At 56.4% G+C, this 21,632-nt stretch carries 21 protein-coding genes; 3 read left to right on the top strand and 18 right to left on the bottom strand.

Annotated features, from left to right (window positions below):
- Positions 1-34: 34 nt before the first annotated feature.
- The gene (locus B9P63_RS00595; protein WP_085306610.1) at positions 35-502 is read left to right on the top strand and encodes an Hsp20 family protein; all 468 of its coding nucleotides are present in this window, start codon (positions 35-37) and stop codon (positions 500-502) included.
- Between the two features lie 185 nt (positions 503-687).
- Here the strand turns inward: B9P63_RS00595 and B9P63_RS00590 are convergent, their stop codons facing one another.
- The 7 genes from B9P63_RS00590 to B9P63_RS00560 all read right to left on the bottom strand — a co-directional run bounded on the left by B9P63_RS00590 (position 688) and on the right by B9P63_RS00560 (position 7,161).
- Positions 688-1,869 (bottom strand): cytochrome P450, encoded by a 1,182-nt coding sequence (locus tag B9P63_RS00590; RefSeq protein WP_245830512.1) that lies wholly within the window; start codon positions 1,867-1,869, stop codon positions 688-690.
- Between the two features lie 5 nt (positions 1,870-1,874).
- Positions 1,875-3,803, bottom strand: coding sequence for a 1-deoxy-D-xylulose-5-phosphate synthase (gene dxs / locus B9P63_RS00585; protein WP_085306609.1), 1,929 nt, complete (start codon positions 3,801-3,803; stop codon positions 1,875-1,877).
- Between the two features lie 24 nt (positions 3,804-3,827).
- Positions 3,828-4,682 carry a polyprenyl synthetase family protein gene (locus B9P63_RS00580; RefSeq protein ID WP_085306608.1) on the bottom strand — a complete coding sequence of 285 codons (855 nt, stop codon included), beginning with the start codon at positions 4,680-4,682 and terminating at the stop codon, positions 3,828-3,830.
- Positions 4,683-4,696: 14 nt separating this feature from the next.
- Complete coding sequence (locus B9P63_RS00575) at positions 4,697-4,939, bottom strand: exodeoxyribonuclease VII small subunit (protein WP_085306607.1); 243 nt, start codon at positions 4,937-4,939, stop codon at positions 4,697-4,699.
- Positions 4,936-5,862: a histone deacetylase family protein gene (locus B9P63_RS00570; RefSeq protein WP_085306606.1), complete on the bottom strand. Its 927-nt coding sequence runs from the start codon at positions 5,860-5,862 to the stop codon at positions 4,936-4,938. Before B9P63_RS00570 ends, B9P63_RS00575 begins: the two co-directional genes overlap by 4 nt.
- A 94-nt stretch (positions 5,863-5,956) precedes the next feature.
- A complete protein-coding gene (locus B9P63_RS00565) occupies positions 5,957-6,658 on the bottom strand; it encodes a response regulator (protein ID WP_085306605.1) in 702 nt (233 codons plus the stop codon).
- Entirely contained in the window at positions 6,655-7,161 is a 507-nt protein-coding gene (locus B9P63_RS00560) for a MarR family winged helix-turn-helix transcriptional regulator (protein ID WP_085306604.1), read from the bottom strand. The genes B9P63_RS00565 and B9P63_RS00560 overlap by 4 nt, the downstream gene beginning before the upstream one ends.
- Positions 7,162-7,312: 151 nt before the next feature.
- Here B9P63_RS00560 and B9P63_RS00555 point away from each other — a divergent pair, with 151 nt between their 5' ends.
- On the top strand, positions 7,313-8,182 hold the full coding sequence (locus tag B9P63_RS00555) for a branched-chain amino acid aminotransferase (RefSeq protein ID WP_085306603.1): 870 nt from the start codon (positions 7,313-7,315) through the stop codon (positions 8,180-8,182).
- 75 nt (positions 8,183-8,257) lie between these two features.
- On the opposite strand, the gene B9P63_RS00550 is transcribed toward B9P63_RS00555, so the two are convergent.
- From B9P63_RS00550 to B9P63_RS00515, 8 genes are all read right to left on the bottom strand, one after another.
- The gene (locus B9P63_RS00550; protein WP_085306602.1) at positions 8,258-9,436 is read right to left on the bottom strand and encodes an ABC transporter permease; all 1,179 of its coding nucleotides are present in this window, start codon (positions 9,434-9,436) and stop codon (positions 8,258-8,260) included.
- A gap of 3 nt (positions 9,437-9,439) precedes the next feature.
- A complete protein-coding gene (locus B9P63_RS00545) occupies positions 9,440-11,002 on the bottom strand; it encodes an ABC transporter permease (RefSeq protein WP_085306601.1) in 1,563 nt (520 codons plus the stop codon).
- Positions 11,003-11,072: 70 nt separating this feature from the next.
- A complete protein-coding gene (locus B9P63_RS00540) occupies positions 11,073-12,182 on the bottom strand; it encodes an extracellular solute-binding protein (protein WP_085306600.1) in 1,110 nt (369 codons plus the stop codon).
- Between the two features lie 106 nt (positions 12,183-12,288).
- Positions 12,289-13,389 carry an ABC transporter ATP-binding protein gene (locus B9P63_RS00535; protein WP_085306599.1) on the bottom strand — a complete coding sequence of 367 codons (1,101 nt, stop codon included), beginning with the start codon at positions 13,387-13,389 and terminating at the stop codon, positions 12,289-12,291.
- Between the two features lie 216 nt (positions 13,390-13,605).
- Positions 13,606-14,331: an SGNH/GDSL hydrolase family protein gene (locus tag B9P63_RS00530; protein ID WP_085306598.1), complete on the bottom strand. Its 726-nt coding sequence runs from the start codon at positions 14,329-14,331 to the stop codon at positions 13,606-13,608.
- A complete protein-coding gene (locus tag B9P63_RS00525) occupies positions 14,332-15,285 on the bottom strand; it encodes a DMT family transporter (protein WP_085306597.1) in 954 nt (317 codons plus the stop codon).
- A 109-nt stretch (positions 15,286-15,394) separates the two neighbouring features.
- Positions 15,395-16,498, bottom strand: a complete 1,104-nt coding sequence (gene leuB, locus B9P63_RS00520; RefSeq protein WP_085306596.1) for a 3-isopropylmalate dehydrogenase — start codon at positions 16,496-16,498, stop codon at positions 15,395-15,397.
- Between the two features lie 40 nt (positions 16,499-16,538).
- Positions 16,539-17,468 (bottom strand): LysR family transcriptional regulator, encoded by a 930-nt coding sequence (locus B9P63_RS00515; RefSeq protein WP_085306595.1) that lies wholly within the window; start codon positions 17,466-17,468, stop codon positions 16,539-16,541.
- 90 nt (positions 17,469-17,558) lie between these two features.
- On the opposite strand from B9P63_RS00515, the gene B9P63_RS00510 reads away from it, so the two are divergent.
- Positions 17,559-18,464 carry a Rossmann-fold NAD(P)-binding domain-containing protein gene (locus B9P63_RS00510; RefSeq protein WP_085307030.1) on the top strand — a complete coding sequence of 302 codons (906 nt, stop codon included), beginning with the start codon at positions 17,559-17,561 and terminating at the stop codon, positions 18,462-18,464.
- Here the strand turns inward: B9P63_RS00510 and B9P63_RS00505 are convergent.
- From B9P63_RS00505 to leuD, 3 genes are all read right to left on the bottom strand, one after another.
- Entirely contained in the window at positions 18,448-19,428 is a 981-nt protein-coding gene (locus tag B9P63_RS00505) for an endonuclease/exonuclease/phosphatase family protein (protein WP_085306594.1), read from the bottom strand. The two genes, B9P63_RS00510 and B9P63_RS00505, sit on opposite strands and share 17 nt — an antisense overlap.
- 23 nt (positions 19,429-19,451) lie before the next feature.
- A complete protein-coding gene (locus B9P63_RS00500; RefSeq protein WP_085307029.1) occupies positions 19,452-20,288 on the bottom strand; it encodes a hypothetical protein in 837 nt (278 codons plus the stop codon).
- Between the two features lie 397 nt (positions 20,289-20,685).
- Positions 20,686-21,291, bottom strand: a complete 606-nt coding sequence (gene leuD, locus B9P63_RS00495) for a 3-isopropylmalate dehydratase small subunit (protein WP_085307028.1) — start codon at positions 21,289-21,291, stop codon at positions 20,686-20,688.
- Positions 21,292-21,632 lie beyond the last annotated feature (341 nt).

The following is a 21,632-nucleotide window of genomic DNA, read 5'->3' as shown; positions in this document are numbered from 1 at the left end:
TAACATATTGTTATTGCTCAAGTGAGGATGACCCATGCGTACTTTTGATTTCGCGCCAATGCACCGCGCGACAATTGGCTTCGACCAGATTGCAGACATGATGGACCGCGTTATGTCCAACGATGTCAGCGCCAATACATACCCACCGTATAACATCGAAAAGACCTCTGATGACGACTATCGCATCTCGATCGCCGTCGCCGGTTTCTCTGACGCCGATCTGTCCGTCGAAGTAAAGGACGGTGCGCTATTCGTTTCTGCGCGCAAGGGCGAGGAAGCGGCAGAGCGGACCTATCTACACCGCGGCATCGCGACACGCGCGTTCGAGCGACGCTTCCACCTTGCGGATCACGTGCGCGTCACAGGCGCAAGCCACGAGGACGGCATGCTGCACATTGATCTGAGCCGCGAGATGCCCGAAGCACTGAAACCACGCCAGATCGAAATCGCGCGCGCAGGCTCAGTTGATAAGGATGTGGTCGAGGCGAAAGCCGTTAACTAACACCTAACCACCCCAGCGCGACGAAGGCCCGAGTTCCTCCCACTCGGGCCTTTTTGCGTTTACTGGCTAAGGGATTCCGCGACGCGCATCCGCTTGATCGTTTGCCATAGCCAGCTTCTGTATCGCCGGTATTCATGCGCATCACGATCATAAGGCGCGCGCAAATGGACAAATCTTGGAAACTTTTAGCCAAGCAACGCAGGCAGCTTCGAAAACCCGCGAAACCGGATGCGGGCCGCACGTGTCGCACCGCTGGTGATCTCGTATTTCGGGAAGCGCTCTAGGAATTTTCCAATGGCGACCCGCCCTTCCATCCGCGCAAGAGTGAGGCCAACGCATGTGTGTGCGCCGCCAGCAAAAGCGAGGTGTTTGTTAGGGCGGCGAGCCAGTTGCAAAACGTCTGGATTTTCGAATTGCGCAGGGTCGCGATTGGCCGCGCCAATGCTCATGTGCAGGTCCGTACCAGCGGGGATATGCGTTCCGTGCAGCGTCATGTCCTCGGTGGTGAGGCGGTTGCCAAACTGGTTGGGGCTTTCCATGCGCAAGAATTCGTCGACGGCTGTGGTGATCAATTTCGGCTCTACGATCAGACCTTCCCGCGCAACGCGATCCTCGCTCAAAAGCCAGAGCGCGTTGCCGATCAGGTTGGTCGTCGTCTCATGCCCTGCGTTGAGAATGAAAATGCAGTTTTGATAAAGCTCGACAGGGCTTAGCTGCCCCTCCTCGCTTTGAATCAAACGTGTCAGCACGTCCGTTTGCGGATCGCCGGGGCGCAAGCGGCGATCCGCGACAATTTCCGTCAGGAAGGTCACAAAATCGAGTACAGCTTTGTTGCCGCGCACTTCCTGCTCGGGCGTCAATTGCGGCTCTAACGCGCCCAAGATTGCCAGCGACCAGTCGCGCAGAGGGCCACGGCCTTCGCGTGGAATATTGAACAGGTTGCCAATGACTTCGATAGGGATCGCACCTGCGAAAGCCTCGATCAAATCGACTTCACCTGCGCCCTCCATCTCATCCAGCAGGCCATCAACCAAAGTCACCAGACCTGGTTCCATCGACGCAAGCGCACGCGGGTTCATAGCGCCTACCATAATCTTGCGCACGCGCGTGTGCAGGGGTGGATCGTTGAACACCAACGATGTTGTGTGATGCTCGAACAAAGGTGCATCCGTGCCGAATTTCGGCGTGAACACCTTCTTTTTGTCCGAGATGAAGCGCGCATTATCACGGTAGATCATATCTAGATCAGCGTGACGCGAAATAATGAAAGAGCCGTCTGGCTGCGCGCAAACGGGGGCCTGTTCGCGCAGAAACGCGTAGTGGGGGTATGGGTTGTCGTGATAACCTGCGGGCAGGTTTGTCAGCATGAAACTCATGCCTTTTTCGAGCCGATTTGCGCGATGCCCAGGACATCCAGAACCTTGGCTTCGATGTCTTGTGAATTTAGCCCCGCTACGCGATACATGTCACGCGGATCGGACTGGTCGATGAAGATATCGGGCAAAACCATGGAGCGATATTTGAGGCCAGTATCGAACACGCCCTCTTCCGCCAACAACTGCGCGACGTGGCTGCCGAAACCGCCGATTGCGCCCTCTTCAATCGTAATCAGCGCCTCATGATCACTTGCCAATTGCAAGATCAAATCGCGATCCAGTGGCTTGGAGAACCGCGCGTCTGCAATGGTGGGCGTTATGCCCTTAGCGGCGAGCGCGTCGCAGGCATCCTCCACCTCTTTCAAGCGCGTCCCGAACGACAGGATCGCAACGCCCTTGCCCTGCCGGATCATGCGGCCTTTGCCAATCTCAAGCGGTACGCCCTTCTCGGGCATCTCAACGCCAACCCCTTCGCCGCGCGGAAAGCGAAAGGCAATCGGCCCATCATTATGCGCAACAGCCGTGGCAACCATATGCACAAGTTCAGCCTCATCCGCAGCGGCCATCACGGTGAATCCAGGAAGATTGCTAAGGTAGGCGATATCAAATGCCCCCGCATGGGTCGCCCCGTCTGCGCCAACGAGACCCGCGCGATCAATGGCGAAACGCACGGGCAGACGCTGGATAGCGACGTCATGCACGACTTGGTCATAACCGCGCTGTAAAAACGTAGAATACATAGTGCAAAAAGGCTTCATTCCGCCAGCGGCAAGCGCAGCAGAGAATGTCACGCCGTGCTGTTCAGCGATGGCCACGTCAAAACAGCGGCTCGGGTAGCGCTGCGCAAACAGGTTCAGGCCCGTGCCATCCGGCATCGCGGCGGTGACAGCACAAATTTTGTCATCAAGCGCCGCCTCTTTCAGCAGGCTTTCTGCGAACACCTTGGTGTAACTGGGCGCGTTGGACGGGGATTTCTTTTGCTCGCCGGTGATCACATCGAATTTCGCAGTCGCATGCCCTTTGTCGCGCGCTTGCTCCGCTGGAGCGTATCCCTTGCCTTTTTTCGTTATCACATGGATCAAAACTGGCCCCGTTGCACGCGCATGCACCGTGCGCAGAACCGGCAAAAGCTGGTCCATGTCATGCCCGTCGATGGGGCCAAGGTAAGAAAAGCCAAGTTGCTCGAACAAGGTCCCGCCAACTGTCATGCCCTTGAGCATATCCTTGGCACGCTTCGCCCCCTCACGGAAGGGTTCTGGCAGCAGGCTCACTGCCCCCTTGGCAGCGTTTTTCAGGTCTTGAAACGGCTCTTCGGCATAAAGTCGGCTGAGATAGGAGGACATGGCACCAACAGGCGGCGCAATGCTCATCTCGTTATCATTCAGGATCACGAACATACGTTTCTTGAGATGACCCGCGTTGTTCATCGCCTCGAACGCCATGCCAGCACTGATCGAGCCATCGCCAATCACGGCAATCCCATCGCCAAGCCCACCGGGACATTCACCGCCCAGATCACGCGCCACAGCAAAGCCCAAAGCGGCAGAAATAGAGGTCGAGGAATGCGCAGCGCCGAAGGGGTCATAGACGCTTTCGCTACGTTTGGTGAACCCGCTCAGACCATCCTTCATGCGCAGGGTCCGAATACGGTCGCGACGTTCAGTCAGGATTTTATGAGGGTAGCACTGATGGCCCACATCCCAGACAATTTTGTCCTTGGGCGTGTTGAACACAGCATGCAGCGCGACTGTCAACTCAACGACCCCAAGACCAGCGCCCAAGTGACCGCCTGTTTCAGAAACCGCCGAAATCGTCTCAGAACGCAATTCCTGCGCCACGCGTACCAGTTCCGTATCGGAAAACTGCTTAAGATCACTGGGCCGGTTTACACGGTCCAAAAGCGGGGTAATCGGGCGATCAGACATGGGGCATGTCCCTTCGGTAAAACATCAAGAACGGCGCTGGATCACGAAACGCGCGGTTGCACGCAGGTTGTCAGCGTCTTCGCCATAGACAGTTAGCGCATCAAGGGCCGATTCCACCAGCGTTTCGGCGCGGCGCTTTGCCCCTTCAAGGCCCAATAGGGACACGAACGTAGCCTTGCCGGCATCTGCATCCTTCTGCGCTGCCTTGCCAAGGGTGGCAGCATCACCCGTTACATCGAGGATATCGTCGGCAATTTGAAAGGCGAGGCCAAGCGCATCGCCATAGGTTTGGAGCGGTTTAGCGTCGGCTTGGGCAAGCGTTGCACCAACGGTCGCAGACCAAGTGATAAGCGCGCCGGTTTTGCCATTTTGCAACTCGGTTATTTGCTCAAGCGTCAGCGGTGTCGCCGCTTTTTCCGCTTCAATATCAAGCGCCTGACCGTATACCATGCCCGTAGCTCCGCTCGCACGCGCGAGGCTTAACGCGAGCGTTGAGCGCACCAATGGGTTGTCGTGGCAATTCGGGTTGCTCACCAGTTCGAACGCAAGCGTTTGCAAGGCATCTCCACAGAGCACAGCCGTCGCGTCATCCCATTTAACATGGACTGTCGGCTGACCACGGCGCAGATCATCATCGTCCATGCAGGGCAAATCGTCATGCACGAGCGAGTAAGCATGCAGCGCCTCAATCGCACAGGCAGGCCAAATCGCGCGAACCGCATCACCGCCACAGACACGGGCACCTTCACGCACGAGAAACGCGCGCAGGCGTTTGCCACCTGTAGTCGCATAGCGCATGGCCTGCACCACAGGCACATCCGCGAAGCCAGATAGCACGCGCGCGAAATGTTGATCTACTTGCGCAGACCAAACACTCATATCTGTTTGAAGTGTCACAGCCCCTCGACAGGGGTCGTTCCTTTGGGCGCGCCATCACCGTCGAATGTGATCGCTGCGACCTTTTCCTCAGCCTCTTTCAGCTTCGCCTCGCAGCGTTTCTTCAACTGCGCGCCCCGCTCGTAAAGCGCGATAGATTGCTCCAGCGGCACATCCCCGCGTTCAAGCTGGCTAACCACTTGCTCAAGCTCGCCCATGGCCTGCTCAAAGCTCATTTCTGTCACGTTTGCATCGCTCATGCGCTGGCCTCCATCAAAGCATCGACATGCGCGCCCACAGCGTCGGCGAGCGCGTCCAAGTCATAGCCGCCTTCCAGCGCAGAGACCACACGCCCCTCGCAAATTTCCCCTGCAATTTTGCACAGCTCTGTCGTGAGCCATTTGAAATCGGCAGTAGACCAGTTGAGCCCTGCGAGCGGGTCGTCCTGATGCGCATCGAAGCCTGCGCAGATGAAGATCATTTCTGGATTGAACGCACGCAGACGGGGGAACACTTCGGTCGTGTAAAGCGCGCGCATTTGATCGCCTGTGCTGCCCGGCGCGATGGGCAGGTTAAGGACATTGTCATGCCCACCCTTATCGGAGCGCTCGCCGGTTCCAGGCCAAAGCGGCATTTGCTGCGAGGTAATCACCAGCGCGCGCGCCTCGTTCCAGAGCAAGTCTTGCGTGCCGTTGCCGTGATGCACGTCGAAATCCACGACTGCGACACGTTTAAGGCCATGATGCTCCAACGCATATTTCGCGCCAATCGCGACGTTGCCGAACAGGCAGAAGCCCATGGGCGTGCTTGTTTCGCAATGATGCCCCGGGGGGCGGATCGCGGCGAATGCGTTATGCGCCTCACCGGCTATCACCATGTCCACCGCTTTGGTCACAGCCCCCACCGCGCGAAACGCAGCATCGAGCGAGCCGGGCGACATATGCGTATCCGCATCTAGCTGACGATTGCCCACATTCGGAAGTGCGCTGCGCAGGTCGGTGATATGGCTAGCAGGATGGCAGCGCATAATATCATCTTCGCTGCCCAAGGGCGCATTGATGCGCGTGACGTCTTTGTCCTTGAGCGCGCGCAGGATGTATTCCAGCCGCGCGACCTGCTCGGGGTGGCCTGCGGGCGTGACATGCTCAAGGCAATCTGGATGGGTGATAAGGGCTGTGGTCATTTCTGTTTTCCTCTCGGCTCAGAACGAGCATCGCAGATGGCCTGTGCTAGCACCAGCCAACTGGCCTGCCCCCGCCTCATAAAGTCGCTAAGCCTCAATCAGGCGCCAACATGTAGCCAGCGCCGCGCACGGTCTGCATGTAGCGGGGTTGCTTTGGGTCAACTTCGATCTTGCGCCGCAGGCGGGTGATCTGCACATCCACCGCGCGCTCTTGGGCCTGGCCGCGATCACGGCCTAATTCCTCGACCATTTGCACGCGGCTCACAGGTTCACCCACGTGTTTGGAGAAGATCCGCATCAGCTGCGCTTCTGTGGCAGTCAGGCGCACGATGTCATCACCGTTCCACATTTCGCCGCGCTCGATGTCATAGCGCACGGGGCCAAGGTGCAAAACTTTAGGTGCCGTGTTCACCGCTTCTGCCTCAGGCATACGGCGCAGGATCGCATTAATGCGCAGCAGCAGTTCTTTGGGTTCGAACGGCTTGGGCAGGTAATCGTCCGCCCCTGCTTCGAGACCCTCGATCCGGTTTTCTGTCTCGCCTTTGGCAGTCAGCAGCATGATCGGCGTTGTCGAAGTCTTGCGCAAATCGCGTGTCAGGCTGATACCATCTTCGCCCGGCATCATGACATCCAGTACGATCAGATCGAAATCAAGCCCACCCAAAATGCGCCGCGCATGGGCCGCGTCTCGCGCAGCGGTCACCAGAAACCCATGACGCATCAGGAATTTCTGCAACAGGCCACGAATGCGTTCGTCGTCATCTACGATCAAAAGATGGGCGTCTGGATCACTCATGTGCTGCTTTCCTTGAGTGCGCTGGACTTACGGCGCATGTTGGGGTCCATCATTGCCTCAAGTACGGCGCGAAAGCCAGTCACAGCCTCGGGACCAGCATCGCGGTAAGCGGCGCGCATGCGAGCGCGCTGCGCATCAGAGAGTTTGCGCTCCAACTCTGCGCCCGCCTCGGTAAGGAACAAATGGCGCTCTCGTTTATCCACGCGCCCTACTTTGCTTTCAACCAAACCATCCTCGATCAAAGTTCGCAAAACCCGGTTCAGCGATTGCTTGGTCACACCTAGAATACCGAGCAGATTGTTCACCGTCGTGCCGGGTGCACGGTTGATGAAATGTACCGCGCGGTGATGCGCACGGCCGTAGGCCATACCAGCAAGAATACGATCGGGATCAGCAGTAAAACCCTGATAGGCAAAGAACATCGCCTCGATCCCTTGGCGCAATTGCTCGTCCGTGAGGAACAAGAGCATATCGCTATGCTGCGCTGGACTGCGGTCGGACATGGCTGGCCTTTCTCGGGTCTTTGGCAAATTATATGTCAGCTTTATTGACTTTCCAATAACGGACTGTTAGCGATTCTCAGTTTTAGCGCAATATTATGTCCACTTCGGACGTAACGCGCGCAACAAATGGAAAACATGGAAGGAGAGCACGATGGCTGGATCTTATGCAGATCGCGACGGAAAAATCTGGATGGACGGCAAGCTCGTCGAATGGCGCGATGCCAATGTGCATATCCTGACCCATGCGATGCACTACGCCTCTTCCGTATTCGAGGGCGAGCGTTGCTATTCCGGCAAGATTTTCAAATCGCGCGAACACTCGCAGCGTCTGATCAATTCTGGCAAACTTATCGACTTTGATATTCCCTATACTGTGGATGAAATCGAGGCCGCCAAAACCGCCGCTTTGGAAGCCAACGGACTCAAAGATGCCTATGTACGCGCAGTTGCATGGCGCGGCGCTGGTGAAGATATGGGCGTCGCGTCAGCGCGCAACCCTGTTCATATGGCAGTGGCCGTTTGGGAGTGGGGCAATTATTACGGCGATGCCAAGATGAAGGGCGCAAAGCTCGATATCGCGAAATGGAAACGCCCCTCACCCGAGACGGCACCGTCCCAAGCCAAGGCGGCGGGTCTGTATATGATCGCGACCATGTCCAAGCACGCGGCAGAGGCCAAAGGTTGCTCTGATGCGATGATGTTCGATTATCGCGGCTACGTGGCCGAGGCTACAGGCGCGAATATCTTCTTTGTAAAGGACGGCGAAGTGCATACGCCCAAGCCCGATGCCTTCCTTAACGGGATCACACGTCAGACGGTGATCGGCATGCTGCAAGAACGCGGCATCACCGTGAATGAGCGCGTGATCATGCCGGAAGAGGTTGAAGGCTTTGAGCAGTGCTGGCTGACTGGAACGGCGGCAGAAGTGACGCCGGTTGGCCAGATCGGCGATTATAACTTTGAGGTCGGCGCATTGACGCGTGAGATTTCAGAAGCCTACGAGAAACTCGTGCGCGTCTGATCCTGCCGAAGAGACAACATAAAAAAGCCGGCCTCTCAAGGGCCGGCTTTTTTTGTGAGATCATGAGGGCAGGGTTTAACCCGGGCTCATCCCGCGAAGGCGCTCAGAGCGACGGCGCAACATTTCGACCACCGTCAGCAAGACGATCGAGATACCCACAAGTACCGTCGCAGCCGCAAGGATAGTCGGGCTGATTTGCTCGCGCAGACCTGTAAACATCTGCCAAGGCAGCGTTTGCAACTCGGCAGAGCCGATGAACAGCACCACGACAACTTCGTCAAACGACGTGATGAACGCGAAGAGGCCGCCGGAAACAACCCCTGGCAAGATCAAAGGCATCTGGATTTTGAAAAAAGTGGTCACTGGGTTTGCACCCATGTTGGCCGCCGCGCGCGTCAGCGAGTTGTCAAAACCCACCAGTGTCGCGGTTACCGTGATGATCACAAAAGGAATACCAAGCGCAGAGTGCGCGAGTACGACACCCCAATAAGTGCCCACGATTCCGATCTTGGAGTAGAAGAAGTACATGCCCGTCGCCGAGATGATCAAGGGAACGATCATTGGCGAAATCAGGATCGCCATAATCGCACGTTTGCCAGGCACATGGCTTTGGCTCAAACCAATTGCCGCGAGCGTGCCAAGCGAAACAGAGAACAGCGTCGCCACAGGTGCAATTCGCAGAGAGTTCCAGACGGCATTCGTCCACTCGCTATTGGTAAAGAAGTCACGGTAATGCTTTAGAGAATAACCTTCAGGATCAAAGCGCAGCATTTCAGGGGTGAACGTAAAGAAATCCTGTGCGTTGAAGCTCAGCGGAATGATCACGATGATCGGTGTGATCAGGAACATGAAAATGATGCCGCAAATGACGCGGAAGGAAAAATGCCAAAGGACTTGGCCCGATGTAAGGTAGGGCGCAACTTTGCTACGATACCGACCCTCGAAAATCCAGTAGGCGAACCAACCGAAGAACCAACCGAATAGCGCGCCGATGATCGCCGCTACAAAACCGCCGATCAAAAATCCGAGAATGGCAAAGCCAGCCAGCGTGACCCAGCGCATCGAACGCTCTGGTAACACTTCTTTCATCACGATGAGCGCAATGACCGCAAGCACAGCGGCCCCGATGATAACCCCTAAAAAGCCTGATCCTTGGGACGTGCCGACGAACAGCCCCGCAAACGCACCAGAGGCGGCAACAGTCGGAACGACAAGGGACGCGGGTTTACGCGAGATCGGTGTCAGTGCGGCCATGGTTTAGCCCCCCAGCTTTACGTTGTCGATGCCGACAACTTTGTCATAGGCCCAATAGAGCAGCAAAACCACAGCGAGCAAGATCGCTCCAAGCGCTGCCGCAAGGCCCCAATTGAGGGAGGATGAAATGTGGAATGCGATCCGGTTGGAGATGAAGACACCCTTGGTGCCACCGACCAATTCGGGCGTGATGTAGTAACCAATCGACAAAATGAACACGAGGATCGACCCCGCGCCGATACCCGGCACAGACTGTGGAAAGTAGACCCGCCAGAAGGCTGTCCAGTTGTTCGCTCCCAGCGATTTGGCGGCGCGCAGATAGGTCGGTGAAATCGTCTGCATCACTGAATACAACGGCAAAATCATGAAAGGCAGCAAGATATGCGTCATCGCAATAATCGTGCCCGTCTGGTTGTTGATCAGCGCAAGGCGCCCGTCATTCGCCACAATACCAAGCCAGACGAGGGTATCGTTCACCACGCCTTGCTGTTGCAACATGATTTTCCAAGCAGAGGTTCGCACCAGAAGCGACGTCCAGAACGGCAATAGCACTAGGATCATCAACATGTTTGCGGTGCGCGCAGGCAGGTTCGCCAAAATCCATGCGACTGGATAGCCCAGCAGGATGCACGATCCAGTGATCACCAATGACATGATCATCGTGCGCACGAACAACGTGATGTAGAGGCGCTCATTCTCGGGGCGCATCTCAGCGCCGTCCACGCCCTTCATCATATCAATGGAATTCAGGAAATATCCGTTGGTATAGTTACCAGCGTAGGTCTGAATAACGCGCCAGTTTCCCGCGTCCGCCCAGTCTTCTTCTGCATCAAGAAATTCAGGGATCAACGCCACGGGCGTGATCTCGGCGGCAAGTGCATCAGCAGCTTTGAGATGCGCAGGCGCAGAGGCCGGCACATCGTTGTCGCGCAGATCATAGTAAAGCGCGGCGCTCAGATAGGGTTCCAGCTTTTGCGTGCGAGGATCATCGCCCTCTTCGGTCACAAATGTACTCCAACGCTTCCAAGTGCGTGCGGCAAATGGCAGGGCCGCCGCGACTTCGGCGTTCTGGAATAGATCAGCAAAGGTTGCAGGCTCTTTCCAGATCGGGTCAAGAGCGCGCAAAGCATCCTCGTAAGCATCTGTTTCAAAACGTGAAACCTTGCGGCCAGTCTTGCGGAACAAAGACGACATACCGCTTTCTTCGTAGTTCAACCGCGATCCGACGCGCGTGTGAACTTTCTTTTCAGCGGCAAGGGCAAGGTCAACATACATGCCCTCGAAAACGTCTTCGCCAGGCATCTCGTTGCCGTTCGCGTCCCAGCTTTCAAGCCGCATGATCGTTTCGGGCAGGTTGTCCGGCACGATCTGGTTTTCCACAGAACGAAACAGCATATCGCCGATCGGGGCGATAAAGGTCACAAGAACAAAGATCAAAAGCGGGGCGATCAGCGCCAACGCACGCAGTTTTTGACGGCGCAGGGCGCGGTTCAAAGAGCGTTTGAGTGGGGTGCCGTCAGCGGCAAGAACCTTGCCGGAAAGAGCTGTATCAGGTGCGCTTGTCATCACTGTCCTCGGATATGTGAGGGGAAAGGTGAAGCGGGCCATAACGGCCCGCCTCGAAAGTCATAGCGGCTTATTGAGCCAACCACGCCTGGAACTTCGCATCCAGATCGTCGCGGTTGTCTGCCCACCACTCGTAGTCATAGATGTGCACACGCTGCGAGTTTGCAGGATCTGTCGGCATATGTGGAGCCATGTCGATACCCAGTGTCGCGTGCTTGCCAACCAAAGGTGCGGACGACTTGCGCGCTGGACCGTAGGAAATGTACTTCGCCTGATCCGCAAGACGCTGTGTGTCTGTTGCGAATGCAAGGAAATCCAATGCGCGTGCTTCACGCTCGGGGCTCAGACCCGCTGGAACGATCCAACCGTCAAGATCGAACGACTGAAGGTCCCAAAGCATGCCAATCGGCTGGTTCTGCTCTGCGATCGCAGAGAACAAACGGCCATTGAACGTGGAACCCATTACAACTTCGCCATCGGCGAGAAGCTGAGGCGTTTCCGCGCCGGCAGACCACCAGATTACAGAGTCCTTGATCGTGTCAAGCTTGGCCAAGGCCTGCGCAACACCTTCGTCGGTGCCGAGCGTGCTGTAGATGTCGTCTTTGCCGACGCCGTCACAGTACAAAGCCCATTCCATGTTGTCGATTGGGCGCTTTTGAAGCGAACGCTTGCCTGGATATGCTTCCAGATCGAAGATCGCACATACGGATGTTGGAGGCGTGTCGCCTACTTTGTCCGTGCGGTAGCCGAATGTCGTCGAGTAGACAATCTGCGGCACGAAGCAATCAGAGACGATCAGATCGCCAAAGTCTTCAGTTGCTGGTGTGCCGTCTGGCGCTGGTGGCAGGATCGCGTCGTGATCCAGCTCGATCGCGAGACCTTCGTCGCACAGGCGCATTGCATCCGATGCAACGACGTCGACCAGATCCCAGGTGACGTTGCCCGCTTCGTTCATCGCGCGCAATTTGGCGACTGCCTCGGCAGAGCTTTCGTCCCAAATGGCTGTCACACCTTCGTTCATGGCCAGATAAGGCTCTACGTAGGCCTTTTGCTGGCTGTTTTGATACGAACCGCCCCAGCTGACCAGAACCATGTCAGACGCCATGTGGCCCTCTGCGGATGCTGTGCTGCCAACTGCGACAAGCGCTGAAGTCGCAAGTAGTGTAGTTGTAAACTTCATGGATACCTCTCCCTAGATGTCCGTACTATTTGTAGACCCGCATGACGGACACGCATGCGTGATCTTCTGAACGTTCGGACCTCGGTCCGACATTCGATGAAATCAATCAAGCGTCGAGCGCACGGCAATCTTCTGCCAACCAACCGATTTCAATCTCGCTGCCCGGCTCCAAGCGAACCTGATCCGGTGCATTTCGTGACTTGATGATGAAGTCCTCTTTTCCGGCAACGCGCAGACGCGTGCGGAAAATATCACCCATATAGATAAATTCTAGAACTTCCGCCTTGAGCGTGTGAGCATCCGCGTGAAGGCGCGTTTTGTCAAACTCAACGCGCTCCGGACGGATTGAAACGCGTGTGCGCTCGCCGGCTTTGGTGACGTTGACCGGCTTGCAATCGATTAGACCACCCCCGTCAAGCTGCACCAAGGCAATGCCGTTCTTGATCTCTTTGACAGTACCTTCAAGCGTGTTGTTCTCGCCAATGAACTGCGCAACAAAGCTGTTTTCCGGGCTTTCGTACAGTTGATCCGGTGGGGCCAACTGCTGAATACGCCCATCCTCGAATACAGCAACGCGGTCGGACATGGTCAACGCTTCGGTCTGATCGTGCGTCACGTAAACCACTGTAATACCAAGGTTATCCGCAATGCGCTTAATCTCGAACTGCATGGTTTCGCGCAATTGCTTGTCAAGCGCGCCGAGCGGCTCGTCCATCAGCACAAGTTCTGCTTCGAACACTAGCGCGCGCGCGAGGGCAACACGTTGCTGTTGGCCGCCGGAAAGCTGCGAGGGCCGGCGTCCGCCGAATTCGCCCATCTGCACCATTTCCAGCACATGTTTCACTTTCGCTTCACGCTGGGCTTTACCCATTTTGCGCACTTCCAGCGGAAAGCTGAGGTTCTCCGCAATGGTCATATGCGGGAACAGAGCGTAATTCTGGAACACCATTCCGATACCGCGTTTGTGCGGAGGAATGTTGTTGATCGGCTGCCCATCAAGGCGAATGTCGCCATGGGTCGCAGTCTCAAAGCCCGCCAGCATCATCAGGCAAGTCGTCTTGCCGGAACCGGATGGACCGAGCATCGTCAGAAACTCGCCCTTGGGCAATGAAAGATTAAGATCCTTTACGACGAGATTTTCCCCATCGTAGCTTTTCTGTACGCGGTCGAATTCAACGAACGCATCTTCAGCGTGACTATCGGCCAAACGAGGCTCCCCATGTCTTTGCAGCAGGTTATCCCTGCATTGTGCATCACAGACTAAAGCGCGACTGGAACTACAACGCAACCAATTTGCTTGATTGACTTACATATTTTGCACAGTCAGCCGATTCGACCGTGAATTTGCCTCCTGGAGTGCAGATTGCCTGTATCGTGCGCAGTTTCGGGCGATTGTCTGGCCTTTTGCCTTTGCAAGAATCACTCAATCGCTTGACCCATTCACGTCCAGAATTCTTTTCGCCATGGCTTGCCCCCAAAGCCGGTAGGTATCCGCGCTTGGATGATAGCCGTCTTCGGCCATCGCATCACGGCTGAAGGGCATGTCGATCTGCACATGCTCTGCGCCGCTATCTGTGCGCAAATCTTCCTGCAACACACCATCCATGCGGCGCGCATGCGATCCAAGGATCCACTGGAGCAACCGCGGTAGGGCCGGAAAATATTCAAGCGGCGGCACGCCAGTCACGCAAATATAGCGCACGCCAAATCGCTCCCGCAAGATTTTGCGCAACTTTGCTTGGCGCGCGCGCCAGAACCGCAAGGGCAATAGGCGCACCGCATCGTTCACGCCAAGCGCAAGCACCGCGACATCATAAGGGCCACCCCTCGCGTCCAGCAACATTTGAGCCGCGCTTTGCGTCGTCGCACCGGTCTTGGCAATCAACCGCCAATGCACCCGGCAATGCAGGCCAAGCGCGTTCACCAACTGACCGCTCAACGCCGCACTTTGTGTCACCACGCCTACGCCCGCCCCTGACGAATCGCCCAGAATTAACAGGCGCACATCACGCCCCTCACCGAACGTGCCTTCGCGCGCGCCCGACGCCTCCGGCAAAACCAGCGCATTGCGGCGCACGCGGGTACCCATCCACAGCATCAAGGGTGCCAACGGCAGGCGCATCAAAACATCAAGCGGCAACAGACCCATCTATTTCTGCTTTTTGAGTGCGCGAATGAGCGGGCCGATACGAAGGCTCGTTCCCGTCTCCATGCGTGTGCGTGTGCGCAAAACCGGTGTATTTTGCGACGTATTCGCGCGCCCCTCGCGCAGCACAATGTAGAGCCCACTGGCAATAATGATGGCTGCACCCAGCACTGTCGCCGCATCCATCGATTCGTTGAACATCAGCACGCCGAACAGGCTTGCCCAGATGATCTGCGAATATTGCATCGGCGCGACCACCACCGCTTCGCCCGCCTTATAGGCTGCGATCACCAAGGCCGATGCAAGCAGCGCCATGATCGACATCACCGCGATTCCGGCCATATGCTCAGCGGGCATCGGTTTATAGACAAACCCCAAAAGCGCACCCATCACTACGAAATTGGCCATCATCGGAAAAAGCAGGAGCACGACGCTACGCTCATCCTTGCCGATCTTGCGCACGATGATCGAGGCGAACGCGCTCCCCATCGCCGCAACCAGCGCCGCGACATGGCCAAGCGACAAAGGCTCTGCACCCGGTTTAAGCACCACCAGAACACCGCAAAGTCCGACCAGAACAGCGACCCAGCGGCGCAGCTTGACAGTTTCGCCAAGGATCGGGATCGACAAAATAGTGATCAACAACGGTGTCGCAAACAAAATAGCATAGACCTGCGCCAGCGGCAGCGCGGAAAAAGCATAATAGGCTGATACGCCCGTCGCTGTCGTAGCGATCGTGCGAAAGGTGGTCCACCACGGATGACGCGGACGCAGGTTGCCCGAACTCGGATCTCGGATCAGCATCAGGGTGACCCATGGAAAGCCGAACAGGACAGAGAAAAAGATGATCTGTATTGGCGAATAATCTGCGCCCAGCACTTTAACGATCACATCATGGGTCGCAAAAATCGCAAAAGCGAGCAGCGCGATCAACGCACCTTGTGTGTTGCTGCCCATAGTCCGGCTCCGAATTTTTATCCTCGTGTTACCGCAAGCATCACACATGCAAACACCAAGGCAAGCCCTTAGGTCCGCCTTGGTGCATTTATCTCAAACTAAGGTGCGTTTAGAGTGAAGCGTCAAGCGCCGCCAAAATTGCATCGCCCATTTCCGTGGTCGACACCGGCTTGCCGTCGCCGGCCTGCATCAAGTCAGCTGTGCGAATACCATCTGCCAGAACTTTTTCAACAGCCGCTTCGAGGCGATCCGCTTCCGCGCCTTGATCAAAGCTATAGCGCAGCGCCATTGCAAAGCTGAGGATACACGCGCTTGGGTTGGCTTTGCCCTGACCTGTGATGTCTGGGGCGGAGCCATGTACCGGCTCATAGAGCGCCTTCGGGTGGCCATTTTCCATCGGTGCCCCAAGGCTCGCAGACGGCAGCATGCCCAGCGAGCCTGTCAGCATCGCCGCACAATCGGATAGGATATCGCCGAACAGATTGTCCGTGTAGATAACGTCAAACTGCTTGGGCGCACGCACCAACTGCATGGCACCGTTATCCGCGTACATGTGCGACAGCGCGACCTCCGGGTAATCCTTGGACACCTCTGTCACGACTTCACGCCACAGAATGCCGCTCTCCATTACGTTGGCTTTTTCCATGGAGCAAAGACGCTTGTCACGCTTCATCGCCAATTCAAACGCTGCCCGCGCACCGCGCTCGATCTCGGCCTCCGTGTAGCGCTGCGTGTTGATGCCAACGCGCTGGTTACCTTCCTCGAAAATACCGCGAGGCTCGCCGAAATACACACCGGACGTCAATTCACGCACGATCATGATATCAAGGCCGGATACAAGTTCCGTCTTCAGCGACGAAAACTCCGCAAGCGCGTCAAAGCACTGTGCGGGACGCAGGTTCGCGAACAGGTCCATTTCCTTGCGCAGGCGCAAAAGGCCGCGCTCTGGCTTAACGGAAAAATCCAGATCGTCGTACTTAGGGCCACCCACGGCACCAAGCAGAACAGCATCCGCCGCCTGCGCCTTTGCCATCGTCTCGTCGGTCAAAGGCGTGCCGTGCTTGTCATAGGCCGCCCCGCCCACAAGGTCTTCGCTCACGTCGAAATTCAAGCCGCGCTTCTCGCCATACCATCCAATGATGCGCTGAACTTGCGCCATGACTTCGGGGCCAATGCCGTCACCGGCCAGAATAAGAAGGGATGGGTTGCTCATATCGCGCGTTCCTACATGGGTTAATCTGTTGCGAAACGGCCTATCCAGATGGGGCCGTAGCGTCAAGGTTCACGCCCTCGAAGACTTCGCAAATTTCTTCTTCCAACATCTCCCAAACTCTCTTGATCCGCGGAGTAGAGCGCATCGCCTCGGGCGCTGCCAGCCAGACCGGAAGTGCAGGAAGAACAAGCGCAGGCATAAGGCGCTGCACCAAAGGGTCATGCTCAGCAAAGGATTGTTGGGTGAACCCGACACCGCACCCTGCACGCACGAGTTCCCAGTATGTGTTTTGATCATCACAGCGCACCGCAAAGAAATCACGCGTGACCGGCCAACCCATTTCACGCATCGCTTGGATGATACGATCATCGCGATCATAGCCAACGATCGTGTGATTCAGAAGGTCTTCAATTGCATCTGGCGTACCCATCAACTCCAGATAGCTTTTGGCTGCATAAATTCCCATCGGCGCAGTCGCAATTTGCTTAGTAATCACATCAAGCTGGGTGCTGCGATACATGCGCACCGCAATATCGGCCTCGCGGAACAACAGATTTTCGCTCTCGTTGGTGGGTACCAATTCGATTTGAATATCCGGTTCTATACGGCGAATTTTAGCTACTATTTGCGGCATCACATGGCGCGCGACGACGTCACTGGCGGTTATGCGCACAGTTCCGCGCATCCGCTCGTCCCGACCTGCCGCACGCAGGTTGAGTTGATGAAACGCCTCCCGCATGGCGCGCGCAGGCTCCAGCAGGCTCTCCCCGGTTGGCGTCAGGGCAAGGCCACGGGGCTGGCGTTCAAACAGGCGCAAGCCCAATTGTTCTTCGAGCAGCTTTACCTGTCGCCCTAGCGTGGGCTGACTTTGCGAAAGACTGCGCGCAGCCCCAGAAAGCGAGCCGGTTTCAGCTACGGCAAGGAAGGCGCGGATGAGGGACCAGTCAGTTTGGGAGAATGCTTTATCCATTCAAAAATGAATACATGATGTAGATATTTGGTAAATATCAAACTGAATGTGTATGGCGCATATCTGTTCCCATAAGAAATGGAGAATGACATGACACAGACAGTTTTAGTTCTTGGCCCCACAGGTCGTTTTGGCCGCAATGCTGCCCTCGCATTTGAAAAAGCAGGTTGGGATGTACGCCGCTTTGATCGCAAAACCGGCACTTTGCAGGACGCCGCGCGCGGGGTCGATCTGATTGTTAACGCGTGGAACCCACCCTATCAAAAGTGGAACGCGCAGGTGCTGGCAATGCAGCCTGCCGTTTACCGCGCTGCACTAGACAATGACGCCACAGTGGTCATTCCAGGCAATGTCTATGTGTTCGGCGAAAACACGCCAGCCCCCTGGTCGGATAAATCAGAATACCGCGCCACCAACCTACTGGGCCAAATCCGCATCAAAATGGAGCAAGGTTACCGCGATGCTGGCGTGCGCACGATTGTTTTGCGCGCAGGGGATTATCTGGACACCGAGCCATCCGGCAATTGGTTCGACAGGATCATGGCACCAAGCCTGCGCAAAGGCGCACTAACCTTTCCCGGAAAACCGGGCATTCCACGCGCTTGGGCCTTCCTGCCAGACCTCGCGCGCGCGACCGTTTTGGTAGCCGAGCAACGCGATAGCCTTGATCGTTTCGCGGACATTTGTTTCGAAGGTTACACCCTGAGCGCGCAGCAAATGGCCGCAAATATTGCAGAGGCGCGCGGACACGATGTGCGCATCAAGGAGATGGCTTGGTGGCCGCTGCGACTGGTCTGGCCGTTCATGCCCGAGATGAAACATATCTTCGAAATGCGCTACATCTGGAATACGCCGCATTGGCTGGATGGTACAAAGTTCAACGTACTCGTGCCGGAGTTCGAGCACACGCCGATGGTGGAGGCCTTTCGCCAAGCGACGGATTTTGTTCCGCTGCCCAAAGGGGCCACACTAGGCCTGACTACGGCGGCGGCCTAAGCTCCAGCCAGATCATTCTGTGACGACTGGCCTGCTCTGCCGCTGTGCGGAGCAGGCCAGCCTGCGGCCAAACCACTTCTGCGCGATCAACCTGCCACTCTGCGCTTGGCAAAATATAGGACACACGCATCGGCCCCGGCTTGTCCCAAAACGCCGTCGCCTCCCCGCCCAATGCGCTTTGCGGTCTTAAATCCTGCACACGGCGATCCGCCAAAAACGCCGCGATTGCCCCGCGATCCCCCACCCCGCGCGCAGGATCTAGGTTGGCGTTACCCATCACAGCAAAGCGCTTTGTAGGAAAGGTGCCATAGACGCTCTCCATAACTGCGCGCACCAATCCAAGCTGTGCACGATTGCGCAGACCATTCATGTCCTCGGGTCCATCGAACACAGGCGTCTGGTTTTGAAACACAAGAAGCGTCAGGGGCGCACCGCCCTCTGGCATCACATCGACAACCCAAAGACCGATGCTCACAAGTTTCAACGCCTCATGCGCCGCGATTGACGGGAACGGCTCGTCAGAGGCCCGCATGGGCATCTGAGCATTCGGCGCGTCCTTCCAAAGCAGATCGTTCATATGAAATCGCAGTCGAACAGGGTGCTGCGAGAGCAAAAGCATCGCGCCCTCCCCCGCATAACGCACCCAGGATTGGCGATCCCCCTTGCGCCCGTCACCGTCTAGGTCAAGGCTGGTAGGCACCATCGAATTGGGCGGCAAGGCGAAGGCGTGATCAAAGCCCAGCGCGCGTTGCAGCGCACGCGCTGTGCGCAGTTCAGCATCGAAATCAACCTTGGTCAAAAGCAGGATATCTGGCGCGACGGATTGCACGATCTGTTGCAAGGCGGCGATCTGTTCGTCCTTACCCCGCTCGATATCGCGCAGCAGCAGGCCCGGGCCCTTGCGCGTCAGTTCAGCATGCAGGCTGGCAATGCGAAATCCTTCCGCACTCGCAACGAAAGGCAAAAGTACAAGGCACAGGAAAAGCGTTAGATGGCCTGCGCAGTTGCGTCCGATTGCGCATAGGCACGGCGGCGTTTTTCTTCGATCATTTCCGCAACGCGCCCCATGGCGATGCCGCGCATGATCATGCTTGCAGGAAGGAAGGCCCATGCGCTCATTGTCCAAATCAAAGTTTGCGGATCATCCATCGTCAGGTTGCCGACAAGATCGGTCGCAGTCTTCACCACGGCTGGGATCAAGAATGGCAGCAAAAATCCAAAGATAATGTTAATATTCGCGTCACGCTTGAGACGCACCAACACATCGCCGCCGCCTGTTGGGTCAAACAAGGGCAGGTTAACCCAGACATTGAACGCGCCCGACTTGGAGGGCCATTTAGCAACGCGCACCAGCAAGATGAAAATCACCAGCGACAAAAGCGAGATGGAATAGGCAAGGCCTGCTGCGGTGCGCACGATTTCGACCAGTTCGACCGATGCGTTTTCATGGAGCATCAGCACGACCAGCCGGACTGGTGAATACGGCACATCAATCGCTTGCCCGAGCAAATCGCCCCAGTGCCGCACAGTCAGGGTCAGCGCAGTAGGTTGAAACACCCCTTTGCACACGAGCGAAAGTGAGGCGATAATGGCAAATATCGTCACGAAACGGTGACGATTGAACGGAGCGGCAAAGCGAAACTCGACGATCGAGGGAAAGCTGCTGTAATATTCGACAAAGGTGAAGACTGCAGCAAGCACAGCGAAAAACACAACCAACTGACTGCTCTCGCCAGCACCGCCCGTCAGGATCAGCGAAGGTGTAGCGATCAATAGCCACACGAGAAATGCGCGCATGGCTGCGCCAAAGACGTTCGTAACCACGTTGTTTCCCTTCAACTTGGACGCTGTCGATGCGGTGCCGACTGCTTGTTCCAACTTGAACCGCCCTATGAAAGCGGTCTGCCTCAATCTTGCCCTATTTGTGCCTTGATCGAGCCAATATCTCAAGCTGCGAGATTAACATGCTTAATCAAAGGGGCCAAAAGAGGGCAGAACTGGTGCGAGATTACATCAATTGAGGTGCGAGAAAAAGGCACATGAAAATCAACGCACTATATGTTGTGGCTCATGTAGTTTTGAGCGCTACGCGCAGACAACATTGTAACAATTGCAAGAAATTGAGAGCTTCATTTGGCGCAGCGCGGTTAACAGCCTGCAAACTTCGGGCAAGGCCACATTCAGGCAGCCTCGCCCTTTTACTACCGGTACCCAGCAGACTTTAGACCCAAGGGCGCAGCGCGCTTGCCTTGGCTTCGAACGCATCAATCGAGCTTGCTTTCGCCATCGTCAGGCCGATGTCGTCGAGGCCCTCCATCAGGCAATGTTTCTTGAAGCTATCCACCTCGAAAGAGAACACTTCGCCGTCAGAGCTGGTCACCGTCTGCTCGACCAGATCCACATCCAAACGCGCGTTCGCACCTTTTTCAGCGTCCTTCATCAACACATCCACTGCGGCTTGCGGCAGCACGATAGGTAGGATGCCATTCTTGAAGCAGTTGTTGTAAAAAATGTCAGCGAAAGAGGTAGAAATCACCGATTTGATACCGAAATCCGCAAGCGCCCAAGGGGCATGCTCGCGCGAGGAACCGCAGCCGAAATTATCGCCCGCAACGATGATCTGCGCATTCCGGTAGGCAGGTTTGTTCAGCACAAAATCGGCAATCTCGTTTCCCTGGCGATCATAACGCATCTCATCGAACAGGTTTACGCCCAGCCCCGTGCGTTTGATCGTTTTCAAGAACACCTTGGGGATGATCATATCCGTGTCGATATTCACCAGCGGCATCGGTGCGGCGATACCGGATAGTTTGTCGAATTTTTCCATTGTCGTCTCCTGCGCCACTTTCGGCGCCTTTTGCATTTTGTTGAGATCGGGTTTTGGCCGTGCCGTGCGTCTTTGCGACGTGCGCAGCTTGCCGCCATGCGCAGTAAAGACGTCACTCGCGCCTTCCTTGAGCACGCCCTTGGCCTGCATTTCTGCGATCATTACGCTGGATTGCTCTAGCGGAATGCGCAGTTGGCTGGCCAGTTCGGCAGCCGTCAGCGTCGGCTGCGTCGCCGCATGAAATACCCCCAGCCCGAACATGTAACGCGAATATCCTGCCGCAGCCGCAGGGGCGGCGAACGCACCCCGCAAAGGCACCGCAGGCATAACTGCCGCAGAGC

Origin of the sequence: Planktotalea arctica, assembly GCF_002105285.1 — a bacterium.
GTDB lineage: Bacteria > Pseudomonadota > Alphaproteobacteria > Rhodobacterales > Rhodobacteraceae > Planktotalea > Planktotalea arctica.
Note: the sequence above shows the minus strand (reverse complement) of the source record. Positions and strands in the feature narration are given on the sequence as shown.